The organism is Nonomuraea sp. NPDC047897 (assembly GCF_043204415.1).
GTDB lineage: Bacteria > Actinomycetota > Actinomycetes > Streptosporangiales > Streptosporangiaceae > Nonomuraea.
On record NZ_JBIDCC010000001.1, the window covers coordinates 355109 to 367529 of the forward strand.

The 12421-nt window shown below is 71.1% G+C and carries 13 protein-coding genes; 8 read left to right on the forward strand and 5 right to left on the reverse strand.

Going from position 1 to position 12421, the window contains the following annotated elements:
- Positions 1–30: 30 nt before the first annotated feature.
- From ACGF0J_RS01605 to ACGF0J_RS01630, 6 genes are all read left to right on the forward strand, one after another.
- Positions 31–1194: an acyl-CoA dehydrogenase family protein gene (locus tag ACGF0J_RS01605; RefSeq protein WP_393141224.1), complete on the forward strand. Its 1164-nt coding sequence runs from the start codon at positions 31–33 to the stop codon at positions 1192–1194.
- 235 nt (positions 1195–1429) lie between these two features.
- On the forward strand, positions 1430–1822 hold the full coding sequence (locus ACGF0J_RS01610; RefSeq protein WP_393141226.1) for a MarR family winged helix-turn-helix transcriptional regulator: 393 nt from the start codon (positions 1430–1432) through the stop codon (positions 1820–1822).
- A 78-nt stretch (positions 1823–1900) separates the two neighbouring features.
- The gene (locus tag ACGF0J_RS01615) at positions 1901–2536 is read left to right on the forward strand and encodes a DsbA family protein (protein WP_393141228.1); all 636 of its coding nucleotides are present in this window, start codon (positions 1901–1903) and stop codon (positions 2534–2536) included.
- A gap of 2 nt (positions 2537–2538) precedes the next feature.
- The gene (locus ACGF0J_RS01620; protein ID WP_393141230.1) at positions 2539–3063 is read left to right on the forward strand and encodes a nucleoside deaminase; all 525 of its coding nucleotides are present in this window, start codon (positions 2539–2541) and stop codon (positions 3061–3063) included.
- Positions 3060–3380 carry a DMT family transporter gene (locus ACGF0J_RS01625; protein ID WP_393141232.1) on the forward strand — a complete coding sequence of 107 codons (321 nt, stop codon included), beginning with the start codon at positions 3060–3062 and terminating at the stop codon, positions 3378–3380. Before ACGF0J_RS01620 ends, ACGF0J_RS01625 begins: the two co-directional genes overlap by 4 nt.
- Before the next feature lie 40 nt (positions 3381–3420).
- Positions 3421–3819, forward strand: coding sequence for a DMT family transporter (locus ACGF0J_RS01630; RefSeq protein WP_393141234.1), 399 nt, complete (start codon positions 3421–3423; stop codon positions 3817–3819).
- Between the two features lie 366 nt (positions 3820–4185).
- On the opposite strand, the gene ACGF0J_RS01635 is transcribed toward ACGF0J_RS01630, so the two are convergent.
- A complete protein-coding gene (locus ACGF0J_RS01635; RefSeq protein ID WP_393141236.1) occupies positions 4186–6012 on the reverse strand; it encodes a sugar transferase in 1827 nt (608 codons plus the stop codon).
- Positions 6013–6232: 220 nt separating this feature from the next.
- Here ACGF0J_RS01635 and ACGF0J_RS01640 point away from each other — a divergent pair, with 220 nt between their 5' ends.
- Positions 6233–7480: a DUF1266 domain-containing protein gene (locus tag ACGF0J_RS01640; RefSeq protein ID WP_393141238.1), complete on the forward strand. Its 1248-nt coding sequence runs from the start codon at positions 6233–6235 to the stop codon at positions 7478–7480.
- 33 nt (positions 7481–7513) lie between these two features.
- On the opposite strand, the gene ACGF0J_RS01645 is transcribed toward ACGF0J_RS01640, so the two are convergent.
- The 4 genes from ACGF0J_RS01645 to ACGF0J_RS01660 all read right to left on the reverse strand — a co-directional run bounded on the left by ACGF0J_RS01645 (position 7514) and on the right by ACGF0J_RS01660 (position 11190).
- A complete protein-coding gene (locus tag ACGF0J_RS01645) occupies positions 7514–8260 on the reverse strand; it encodes a DUF4097 family beta strand repeat-containing protein (RefSeq protein WP_393141240.1) in 747 nt (248 codons plus the stop codon).
- A 104-nt stretch (positions 8261–8364) separates the two neighbouring features.
- Positions 8365–9204 carry an LLM class flavin-dependent oxidoreductase gene (locus tag ACGF0J_RS01650; protein WP_393141242.1) on the reverse strand — a complete coding sequence of 280 codons (840 nt, stop codon included), beginning with the start codon at positions 9202–9204 and terminating at the stop codon, positions 8365–8367.
- A 112-nt stretch (positions 9205–9316) separates the two neighbouring features.
- The gene (locus ACGF0J_RS01655) at positions 9317–9664 is read right to left on the reverse strand and encodes an STAS domain-containing protein (RefSeq protein WP_393141244.1); all 348 of its coding nucleotides are present in this window, start codon (positions 9662–9664) and stop codon (positions 9317–9319) included.
- 35 nt (positions 9665–9699) lie between these two features.
- Complete coding sequence (locus ACGF0J_RS01660; protein WP_393141246.1) at positions 9700–11190, reverse strand: LCP family protein; 1491 nt, start codon at positions 11188–11190, stop codon at positions 9700–9702.
- An 81-nt stretch (positions 11191–11271) separates the two neighbouring features.
- On the opposite strand from ACGF0J_RS01660, the gene ACGF0J_RS01665 reads away from it, so the two are divergent.
- The gene (locus ACGF0J_RS01665; protein ID WP_393141248.1) at positions 11272–12291 is read left to right on the forward strand and encodes a glycosyltransferase family 2 protein; all 1020 of its coding nucleotides are present in this window, start codon (positions 11272–11274) and stop codon (positions 12289–12291) included.
- Positions 12292–12421 lie beyond the last annotated feature (130 nt).

Below are 12421 nucleotides of genomic sequence, written 5' to 3' on the forward strand. Positions count from 1 at the left end.
CAAGATGCTCGGACGTCCTAGTATCTCGGTATGAGCTTTCCTCTGTACGCGCCCGCCGAAGAGCACGACATGCTCCGCGAGACGGTCCGCGCCCTCGCCGACGAGAAGATCGCCCCCCGCGCAGCGGAGGCCGACGAGACCGAAGAGTTCCCGTGGGACGTCTACAAGGCGCTCGTCGGAGCCGACCTGCACGCGGTGCACGTACCGGAGGAGTACGGCGGCGCGGGGGCCGACGCGCTGGCCACGGTCATCGTGATCGAGGAGGTGGCGCGGGCGTGCGCCTCGTCCTCCCTCATCCCCGCCGTCAACAAACTGGGCACCGTCCCGCTGCTGCTGTCCGCCTCGGAGGAGCTGAAGCAGCGCTACCTGGCGCCGGTGGCCCGGGGCGACGCCATGTTCTCGTACGCGCTGTCGGAGCCGGAGGCTGGCTCGGACGCCGCCGCGATGAAGACCCGCGCCGTCGCCGACGGCGACCACTACGTGCTCAACGGCACCAAGATGTGGATCACCAACGCGGGCGTGTCCGAGTACTACACGGTCATGGCCGTGACCGACCCGTCGGCCGGCGCCCGGGGCATCTCCGCGTTCGTCGTGGAGAAGGCCGACGAGGGCGTCTCGTTCGGGCCCAAGGAGAAGAAGCTCGGCATCAAGGCCTCCCCGACCCGCCAGGTCATCCTGGAGGACGTCCGCGTCCCCGCCTCCCGCATGATCGGCGAGCCCGGCGCCGGCTTCAAGACGGCCCTGGCCACGCTCGACCACACCCGCATCACCATCGCCGCGCAGGCCCTCGGCATCGCCCAGGGCGCCCTCGACTTCGCCGTCGGCTACGTCAAGGAGCGCAAGCAGTTCGGCAAGGCCATCGCCGACTTCCAGGGCGTCCAGTTCATGCTGGCCGACATGGCCATGAAGCTAGAGGCGGCCCGGCAGCTCACCTACCACGCGGCGGCCAAGTCGGAGCTCGCCATGCACGGGCAGCCGCAGAAGGACCTGACGTTCCTGTCGAGCGCCGCCAAGTGCGCCGCCTCGGACGCCGCCATGGACATCACCACGGACGCGGTCCAGCTCCTCGGCGGCTACGGCTACACCAAGGACTTCCCGGTGGAGCGCATGATGCGCGACGCCAAGATCACTCAGATCTACGAGGGCACCAACCAGATCCAGCGCATGGTGATGGCCAGGCAGCTCCTGAAATAGCGCTTGACGTGCGGGGATCCGGCTCTTCTCGGGCGATGGGCCGGGTCCGCCGAATCCCGGGCTGATCTTCGCTCTCGGCCTGTTCCGTGATCTTCAGCGGCAGCGCTGCCGACTCGTCACTTGACTCGCGAGGGACCTGTGGTACTTTAACTGCATGCACACGCAGCTATCTGGCACCACCCCCAGAGGGAGTGTGAGTGTCGCCTGGTCACGAGTGGCGGTATTCGCCTCCGCAGTGGACGCGAGTCTGGACAAGTGGCTCGCCGATACCTACCGGCTCGGGCTGACCGAGTTCCGGGCGCTGACCTTCCTGCACCAGGCGCCGGACAAGGAGCTGCGGGTCAACGACCTTGCCCAGCGAGTCGGCCTGAATCCCAGCTCGACCACCCGCCTGGTCAGCCGGCTGGAGGCGAAGGGCCTCGCTCGCCGTGACGTCTGCCCCGACGACGGCCGGGGCGTCTACGCCGTCATCGATGAGCGCGCGGAGAAGCTGTTGGCGGAGGTCCGGGATCCCTATGAGGCTCGCGTCCAAGAGTTGCTGAGCAAGCCCGCCATCCACTTCCCCCATCTGGACGCACACCTCATCGCCGGCGCCCTCGCCGAGGTGGGCGCCCTCACCCGACCCTGACGCCGCGGAGCGGGACTGCGGCGTCTTCTGTCGGCAATATATCTGCATGTACAGACACTTAACTGACAGGAGCGTGCCATGACCACCCAGGTCGATGTGTTCGTCGACTACGTCTGCCCCTTCTGCTTCCTCGTCGAACCGGCGATCGAAGAGCTCAGGCGTGAGCGCGATGTGAGGGTGACGATTCGCCCGTTCGAGCTGCGCCCTGACCCGGTGCCCACCCTGCGACCGGAAGACGAGTACCTGCCGCGGGTGTGGAAGGACGCGGTGTACCCGATGGCAGAGCGTGTCGGCGTGCCGATCACGCTGCCCTCGGTCTCGCCGCAGCCCCGTACCGAGAAGGCGTTCATGGTGCTGCAGCTCGCCCAGGAACGGGGCAAAGCCGAGGCCTACACCGAGGCGATGTTCAAGGCCTTCTTCCAGCAGGACCGGAACATCGGTGAGGACGAAGTGATCATCGACGTCGCCACCTCGGTCGGCCTCGACCGCGCCGAGGCCGAACACGCACTCCACAGCGAGGAGCGCCGGGTTCGACAGCGGAGAGACCAGGACCATGCCGAGAACGTCGTCGGGATCGACGCGGTGCCCGGCATCGTCATAGGGGGGCACGTCCTGCGTGGGGTTCCGTCGGCGACCCGGTTGAAGAAGGTCGTCGACCAGCTCACCGCGCGAGAGGCAGGACACCGCGCACCGCGGGCGGAGATCCGGCCATGACCGTGTCCGCGGCCGACCTGCGGGCGGTCATGGACCTGGCTGTCGAGGCCTGCATCGCTCACGTCGCGGCCGGTGGGCTGCCCTTCGTCGGCGTCCTCGTCGAGGACACCGGGAAGGTGATCTCGCAGTTCGGAGTCAACCGGGTCCGGGAGACCGGCGACCCGACCGCGCACGCCGAGGTCGTCGCGATGCGCGACGCCATGACCACCCATGGTCTCGACACCCTGACCGGCACCGTGCTGCTGGCCACCGGGGAGCCGTGCGGGCTGTGCTACCGGTACGCGATCGACCGCGGCGTCGAGGCGATCTATGTCGCTGTCGATCGCGATGAGGTCGCCGCCTTCGGCTTCGACTACCGGGCCGGCTATCCAGCGTTCGGCATCACCGATGAACACCGGGCTGAACTGCTGCGCCCCTTGCCCGTCGCGCGCGGCGACGAGCCGTTCACCCACTACCTGAACACCACCATCGCCGTCAGGAACGCGCCCGCGCGTCCGGACACCGAATCGAGAGGAACACCATCATGAGCTGGCTCTACCTGGGCATCGCCGTCATCTTCGAGATCGCCGTCGGCATCGCGGCGGGCAAGGCGCAAGGCTTCACGAAACTGTGGTGGACCATCGGCACCCTGGTCAGCGGCGCGATCGCCACCTTCTTCCTCAGCCTCGCCCTGCTGACCTTCGACGTCGGCGTCGGCTACGCCCTGTGGACCTCCCTGGCAGGCGTCGGGATCGTCATCATCGGCGCCCTCCGCCTCTCCCAGCGCCTGACTTGGAAGAAGCTCCTCGGCATTGCCGTCGTGATCGTCGGAGTCGTCGGCCTCAACCTCGCCGAAACCGTCTAGCTCTCGCTCATCCGATCACCGCGAAAGGACACCGATCCCCATGACCACCGCATCACAGACCCCCACCGCGCCCGGCACGGAAAGCAAGGCCGGCCCCTGGATGGCACTGCTCCTGGCCGGAGCCTTCGAGGTCGGCTACGCCCTCAGCGTCAACGGCAGCCAAGGCTTCACCAACCCTGCCTGGTCGATCGTCGCGATCGTCTTCTTCCTGTTCACGCTGTTCTTCCTCAGCGTCGCCCTGAAGAGGATCGACGTCGGCATCGGCTACGCCGTCTGGGCCGGCATCGGTGCCATCGGAGCAGCGCTCCTCGGACCGGTCTTCTTCGACGAAACCCTCACCCCCCTCAAGGGATTCTGGCTGGCCGTGATCGTCACCGGAGTCGTCTGGCTCAAACTCGCCGACAGCCCCAGACTCGAACGAGCCCGGGCAACGAACTGAAGCATGCCACGACGACTCCCCGCAGTCGCGTTCGGCCGCTGCCCGCCAGAAACGGACCCGCCGGCCGGCCGCGACGGAGTTCGGGCGCCGATGCCATCATGACCGGCTCAACCGTGAAAACGGGGGCCGGGAAAGGTGGCCCGGCGCCCGTCCTGGTTGTATGCACAGTCGTGCAACCGCCGCACAAGCGAGGGGCCGCGAACCGGTGCCAGGGCCCGCTCGCCCGGCGCTGCCGCTCCAGCAGCCAGCCCGGACCCCTGCCGCAGCTTCGAGATGGCCCGTCCGCCCGTGCCCGGAGCTGCACCTCTGTGAGCAGCGGAGGCACCGGTAGGCCGTTGACCCGCCCGGGCGCGCTGGAGAGGGAAGCTAGGAGATGCGCCGCACGTAGGTGGAGATGAACTCCCAGAGGATGTTGCGGTCCGACCGCAGGCTCGCGGTCTTGTCGTGCCAGATTCCGGTATGGCCTCGTTGCAGGTCGAACGCCTCGGTCTTCGGCTTGAGGCCGAGTTCGACGATCTTGTTGGGGAACGGGCCGAACAGGCCGGGCTTGCCGGCCAGATCCGCTTCGTTCCAGCGCGGGCCGAGGGTCGGGCCGAGGGCCGCCATGGTCTCCTGTCTGGTGGCGTTCAGGAGCGGCCGGTCGTTGATGACCGACATGTTGCCCTTGTAGAGGACGTTGTAGGCCAGTTGGACGAACTCGTCCAGACTGGTCCGCGCCCAGAGCTCGCCCACCCTCGTCCGCCGCGAGTCCGACGAGCCGGCACTGCTGTCCTTGCCATCGGTCGTGCGCATGGAACGGCCCTTGGCGAGGTCGAACTCCCGGCCGAACTGGCCAACGCGTTTCTGCAGGAAGAAGGGGCTCCTCCTGTCCTCGGCGAACTTCGCCAGCGCGAAGACGGCGACCGCGGGCGCGGTGATCGTGAGAATCCCCAGGGCCCATTTGACGTCATGCCACCGCTTGGCCGGACTCTGTTTCCAGGCTCTGCCCCGCAGGCTCGCATAGCTCGGGGCAGGCCAGGCCCGGGCGGCGACCGCCGCGCCGGTGCTGAGCACGGCCATGCCGAAGCCCATCTCGGCGGCGTGCCGCCAGTTCCAGCCGGCGCCGCCGGCCCATCCGGCGGTCGCCAGCACGGTCGTGCTCACTGCCCCGCCGGCCAGGACCCGGGAGAAGGCCCGTTCCCAGGTGGCCGATTCCATGGCTTCGGCCAGGCCGGTGAGCGCGGGTCCGCCTCGGCGCAGGAGGGCGGGCAGCGCGGCGTGCGCACCGGCCATCAAGCCGCCGGCGAGCGCTCCGTGGTACACGTCCCGGACCAGCTTGGCCGCGTCGATGTCGCCGGTGGCGAACAACTGGTTGATCGTGCTCAGCCCGCCGGAGAACATCGCACCCAGCGCGGCCTGCCGGATGACCAGCAGGATGATCCGCAGTGCCAGGCCCTCGGCGCGGAGGAGCCTCTTCACCACAGCGTCGAGGAGCGGGCCGACCCGGGGGGCGAGGAGCCTGGCCAGCAGCATCAGCGCCAGCACGAACACCGCGGAGGCCGCGAATCGCCATCTGGCCTTGACGACCGCGTCATGGGCGATCTGGCCGCAGAAGGCGAGATGCTCGCACCGCCGCCGCAGGTCCGCCAACTGCCCCTGCTCGCCGTGCACGACCCGCGCGGCCCGTCCGAACGCGGCCGTGGTCGGGCCTGACCCGGCCCTGACCGCCCGCCCGGCCTGCCCGGCGATCTGCTCCTGAACGTCGCCGACCACGCGCCCCAGCGCCGTCGCGGCATCGCGCAGCCGTGTCACACCGTCGAGGTCGGCGTCCGGCCACGCGGAGCCGAATCCCACGGACTGGAGGAACCAGAGCGCCTGGCTCACGAAGCCGGGAGGTGGCGTGGTCGTCGGCAGGCCCTCCGAGCCCGGCGCGGGCTTGTACTCCTCCGGATCCGTCAGCCATTGCGGGCACGGCCGCGTGTACGGGATCCCGGTGTTCGCCGCCTCGGCCGAGGCGTACCGGTCGCCGGTGACGACCAGCCCGGCCGCCATCCCGCGCAGCAGGTTCACCGCCACGACCAGGTCTTTCAGCAGGTCGTCACGGATCCGGGCGAACCCCGGCAGGCCCGCGTCGGGGTCGCCCTCCAGCAGCGCCCGGCCCAGGTCGTCCTGGCCGAAGGGCCGCTCCCGCATCGCCCGGCAGAACGCGTCCACGCCACGGGCCAGATCGTCAGCGGCCTCCCGGACGCCCTTCCCCGCGCCGACCCAGATGTCCGGGTCAAAGCGCAGTGTCCCCGCAAGCGGCAGCTCGTCGGTGGCGATGTCTCATCACTCCCAGGGAACGCTCATCCGACTCTGACCGCCGATCGCCCGTCCTGACGGTCCGTAGGGGCGGCCCGCCGGCTCAAGATCAAGTACGGCTATAGTGCACCAAATGCACGCCGAGGACGAGATGCACGACGAGATCCTGCCGTTCCAGCCGGACCCCGACGACGGTGTCCCGTGGCGGGCGCCCGCCCTCCGCGAGCAGCGGCTGTACGAGCTGATGCGGCGGGACGAGGCGGGCGAGGAACGTGCCCACTACGAGTACCTGCGGCTCCTCGCCGCAGAGGGGCTCTACCGGCCGGTGCCGCTGCCGGCGGCCGAGGGCAGCGAGGGCGGCGCGCCGCTGACGGTGCTGACGCTGCAGGACGGCCGCCGCGTCGTGCCGGCGTACACGGTGGGGGTGCTGCCCCGGCCGCACCCGGAGGTGGTGTACGAGTTCGTCACGCTCGGCGGCCTGGACGCCCTGTGGCCCGAGGACGTGGACATCCTGCTGGTCAACGGGGGGACGCCGTGCGCCAAGTGGTTCCTGGCCGACGGCGAGGAGCGCGAGGTCTGGCGTGACCTGAACGCCGAGCTGTTCCGGCCCGACGGCATGTGCGACCGGGTCGAGACGCGCTGGACCGGCACGCCGGAGGACGAGGCCGTGCTGCGCGGCCTGGCCTGCGGCGCCCACCTCTGCTACGCCAACGGCGACGCCTGGAACACCCTGCACTGGCACGGCGCCGGCTACGCCAACGAGGCGGAGGGCCTCAGCGCCGACTGGGACATCGACGGCCGCGACGAGTGGCTGGAGACGGAGGAGCGGCTGCTCCGCTGCGAGGTGAGCGCCTGGCAGTGGCACTTCGTCCTCGACGCGCGCAACCTGCTCGTCCTTGAGACCGGGAGCGCCCGGATCGACCCCATGGCCTGGCGCGACCACGTCGAGACGGCCATCCGCGCCCAGTTGGACGGCTGCGACACCGCGAACCTCGACGCGCACGTCTCGATCCTGCGCGGGCTGGTGGGCGAGGTGATGCGGTACGAGGCGCGCTTCCGGGCCGATGGGCTGCTGCCGCCGGATGGGTACGTGCGCAGCGTCGCGGCCTGGGATCTCGGCCGGGCCTCGATGGTGGCGCGCCGGGGGCTGGGCGCCCGGTACGCGTCCGAGGCCGAGCTGCGCGACGCCGTCGAGCGGGCGGGCAGGAGCGCGCAGGCCGCGTACGGCTCGTGGGCCGAGTTCTCGGCCGGCTACGTCCTGGGCCGCTGTCTCCACTTCGACGAGGAGACGTTCGGCGACTGGTACACGACGGTGCTGGACGCCCACCGGGTGCTGATGACCCACCCCGAGAGTCCCTGGGCCACCATCCCCCTGCACTGACCGGGGCCAGGTACGGGCACGGCTAGCCCGCGGCTAGCCCTTGGCGGTCAGCAGGCGGATGTCGCCCGTGCCGGTCGTGGCGACGATGGTCCGCTCGCTCGGGGTGCTCTTGAGCTGCGACCGCTTTCTGCCGTCCGTGCTTGTGGCCGTGACCCGGTAGGGGCCGTCCGGGACCGTGGCGGTGACGCGCCCGTCGCCGGAGCGCATCTCCAGCCGGTCCGGCGGCGTGGCGAACGACAGGTTGATGGTGCCGGTCGTGGTGCGCGCCTCGACGTCGGCGGACCGGAGCCGGTCGCCCGCGATCAGGCTGTCGCCGCCGGCCAGCCGCAGCCGCCCCGTCGTGCCGTACACCCTGATGGGGCCCGGCGAGGTGACCTCCACGTCCTGCGCCAGGTCCCTGACGACGACACCGTCCTCGGCGCCGCGGACCACCACGCGCACCCCCGGAGGGACCCGGACGTGGTAGCGGGCGCCGCAGTCGCCGAAGACGATCGTGCAGTCGGCGCTCAGCCGCAGCCCGCCCCTGTCGAACGACCAGGAGGCGTTGTCGTCGCGGGCCGCCTTGCCGCGCAGCCACCGGTCCACCCGCACCTCGCCCGCGGCGCCCGGCATGACGCGCAGCCCGCCCATGGCGGAGGTGATCGTCACCTGCGCGCCCGCGTGGGGGAACGTGCGGGTGCCGCGCACCTCCTCGGGGTCCAGTTCCACGCCGCAGGCGGAGGTGACCGCGACCAGCCCGGCCATCGCCGCCGCCGTCGCGGCCGTCGTCATTCGTCTCATGTGGTGATCGTCGCGCGGCGCGGGCGCGGCGCCATCGGCCATCCGACCGAGTGCCCCTCCTCCGTTCGGCCTTCGTTCCCTGCAGGCGGCCGGGGACGGGCGCGTCAGAGGGCGGACAGCAGCTTGTGCACGTGGGAGAGCGGGTCGGGCCCGATCGGGCGGACGGCCACCGTGGACACCCCGGCCTCCCACAGTGCCCTGACCTGGGCCGCGGCCTGTTCCGGCGTGCCCGCGGCCATGTCCACCTCGTCCGGCGTCACCCCGAGGAACTCGGCCTGCCCCGTCGCGGCCGGTCGCATGGCCTCGCGGGCGTCGTCGCCGACGTGGAGGTAGCTGAACGCGACCAGTTCGTGCTCGCCGGCGGCCGCGATCTGCTCGACGATCGGCGGGATGCGCTCCGGCGCCAGGCCCTCGGGGATGATCGTGCCCTGGGCCACCCGCCCCGAAAGGGCCAGCGAGCGCGGGCTCACCACGCCGGCCAGCACCGGTGGCGGCTCGGCCGGCGGGTGGACGAGGGAGACGCCGTCCAGGTGAACGGCCCGGCCGTGCAGGGTGACGGTCTCGCCGCGCAGCAGCGCCCGCACGGACGTGATCGTCTCCTCAAGGAGCGCCAGCGGCGAGGGTACGGCGGCGCCGACCTGCCGCATCCACGCCTGCACGCCGTGACCGATCCCGGCGGCGAGCCGGCCGGGGTGCAGGCGTTCCAGGTTGGCCAGCTCCATCGCCAGCAGCATCGGGTTGCGCAGCGGGGCGGGGGTGATGCCGATGCCCACCCGCAGGCGGGAGGTCGCGGCCAGAGCCGTCGCGGCCGAGGAGATCGCGCCCGTCCAGCCCAGGTCCTCCACCACCCACAGGTCGGACACCGCCGTGCCGTCGAGTTCGCGCGCGAACGGCACGAGCGACTCCGGCGGCAGGTCGCGGTCGAACATGACTCCAAGCCTCACAGGGCCTCCCGTGCTGGCGAAAGCGGCCGTACGACCCGAGTATCCAGGATGCGGGGAGAAGCCGCGTGCGGGGCGTGGGCGGCGGGCGAAGGGTGGAGGGGGCGGGCGGCGCTCAGGCCGCCGCGCCCAGGGCCTCCCGGGCCTCGCCCATCGACCAGCTCGTCTCGAAGTGACGATCCAGGTTCGTGATCGTCAGCAGATGGCTGATCATGCCGTGGCTGAGGACGAGGATGAGCCGGCCACGCCGGTTCTGGACGTGATTGAGCGCGGCCACCAGCACGCCGAGCCCCACCGAGTCGCAGAACGGCACCTCGGTCAGATCGATGACCACATGGGGCGGATCGGCGGCGCGCAGGGCGTCGTCGAGCTCCGCCTGCACGCGCGGAGCCGCGGCCACGTCGAGATCACCGACGATGCGCACGATCGTGCAGGGTTCCTCCCGCCAGCACCTGACAACCATGGGAACGCTCTTGCCCGGTGTGGGGACACTTATGCCTATTTCTTGCAGATGTTCTGAGTTGCTGTTTTGGTGGCCGGGGTAGCGGCGGTCGATGGTTTGGCGCCGGGTGTGGCCGTCGCCGTGGGTTTGCGGATCTTCGGCTGGTCGCTGCCGACGATGACCTCGATGCCCTCGACGTCAGCGGCCTCGCGCAGCTCCGCGCCGGGGATGGCGGAGGCGACGGTGTGGGCGGAGTCCTCGCGGCCCTTGGCGTAGCGCACCACGGTCGTCCGGTGGTCGCGCTTCGCCGTGTCGCCCGGCTCGCCCGGCACCTGGAACCCGGCCGCGATCAGCGCCTGCTTGGTACGGGCGCCCAGGCCGGTGATGGGCGTGCCGTTCTTGACCTTGATCGCGATGCGCCCCGGCGGGATGGGCGAGGCAGCGGGCGCGGGGGTGCCGGACGCCGACGGCCTGGCGGACCCGGACGCCGACGGCTTCGCGGCCGAGGGGGTCGGCGCGGGGGCGAGGTCCTCGTCGGCGGCGATCCGCCGGAACAGCTCGCGCGCCTGCGCCCTGTCCCACAGCACCGCCGACTCGCCGGTCGGTGTCTTGAAGTCGACGTCGGACAGCGGGACGTCCGCGAAGCGCACGTCGTCCAGCGAGACGTCCCTGAGCTGCGTCGCCAGCCCGAGCAGCCCGTCGTCGGGATCGACCTTGACGGTGCGCAGCGTGGAGTTGACGAACGCGGCCAGCCGCGCCGGGTTGGCCAGGGTGTCGGCGCTCAGCGCCTGGTCGAGCAGGGCGGATACCACCTGCTGCTGGCGGTCGATGCGGTCGAGGTCGGACCGGGCGGTCGCGCGGGTGCGGGCGTAGCCGAGGGCCTGGGGGCCCTTGAGCTGGTGGGTGCCGGCCGCCAGGTTGAGCCCTGTCTTCGGGTCGTTGATCGGCACCGGCGTGCAGACCGTGACGCCGCCGAGGGCGTCCACGACGTCGATGAAGCCGAGGACGTTCACCTCGATGTAGCGGTTGATCTGCAGGCCGGTCGCCTCCTCGACCGTCTGCTTGGCGAGCTTGGGCCCGCCGAACTGGTAGGCCGAGTTGATCTTGTGCTGGCCCTTGCCGGGGACGGCCGTCCAGGTGTCGCGGGGGAGGCTCACCACGGTGACCTTGGTGTGGTCCTCCGACAGGTGGATGACCATCATCGTGTCGGTGCGCTGGCCGGACTCGCGGCCGAGCTTGAGCTCGTTCTGCTGCTTGCGTGACAGGTCGTCGCGCTTGTCGACGCCGACGAGGAGGATGTTCATCGCGCCGCGCGACCCCGTCTCCGTCACACCCGCGTCGACCGAGCCGATCTGGCGGGGCGTCGCCCACACCACTCCGGTGCCGACCAGCACGCAGGCGGAGAGCAGACCGGAGATCAACAGGTTTCGGCGCCTGGTCTTCGGGCTCCTGCCCGGCCTGCGCCGGCGACCGTTCGCGAGCCTGACGCCGCCGTAGGCATCACCGCCCACATGTACCCCGGCGTCCTCCTCACCCGGGTCGCGCATTCCGTCCCCCTTTTGTGCGGCCGGAGGATCGGGCGTTCGATTGCCTTCCTCCCCTGCCCGTACAGTAGCGTGAGCCCCGCCATGAAGCAGTTCCCCGACTCGCCGCACGCGCCAGCGGAGACGCGTAGCTGGCCGCCCATCTCCGTCATCATGCCGGTCCTCAACGAGGAGCGGCACCTTCGCGAGGCCGTGGACCAGGTCCTCGCCCAGAGCTACCCCGGCGACATCGAGATCGTCCTCGCCGTGGGCCCCTCGCACGACCGCACCCAGGAGGTCGCCGACGCCATCGCCGCGGCCGACCCCCGCGTCGTCGTGGTGCCCAACCCCACCGGCCGCACCCCCAACGCGCTCAACGCCGCGATCGCCGCCTCCCGCAACGGCATCGTCGCCCGGGTCGACGGGCACGCCATGCTGCCGCCCGACTACCTGCGCGTCGCGGTCGAGACCCTGGAGGAGACCGGAGCCGACAACGTCGGCGGCGTGATGGCCGCCGAAGGCGTCTCCGCCTTCGAACGGGCCGTCGCCTGCGCGATGACGTCCAAGATCGGGGTCGGTGCCGCCGCCTTCCACGTCGGAGGCACGGCGGGTCCGGCCGACACCGTCTACCTCGGCGTGTTCCGGCGCTCCGCCCTCGACCGCGTCGGCGGCTACGACGAGCACTTCCAGCGCGCCCAGGACTGGGAGATGAACCACCGCATCCGCCGGACCGGCGGCCTGGTGTGGTTCCAGCCGCGGATGCGGGTCTCCTACCGGCCGCGCCCCAACGTCAAGGCGCTGGCCAAGCAGTACTTCCACTACGGCCGCTGGCGGCACGTGGTCTCGCGCACCCACGAGGGCACGATCAACCTGCGCTACCTCGCCCCGCCGGCCGCCGTGCTGGCCATGGCGCTGGGCGTGCTGGTCTCGCCGTTCTTCCCGCTGGGGCTGGTCATCCCCGGCGGCTACGTGCTCGCCATCGTCGCGGGCTCGGTGCTGACCGGCAGCGGCGAGCCGGTCACGGTCAAGGCCAGGCTGCCGCTGGTGTACGCCACCATGCACCTGTCGTGGGGGTGGGGCTTCCTCACCAGCCCGCGCAGCCTCGCCCGCCCGCCCCGCCCATAACCGCAACGCCGTCCCCGCCCGCCCGTAGCCGCAACACCCGCCCGCCCGTAGCCGCAATACCGTCCCCCGCCCGGCCCGTACGGCCGCCCACTCGCAAGGAGAGGGCGGCCGTCTCCACGTCCGGCCGGGG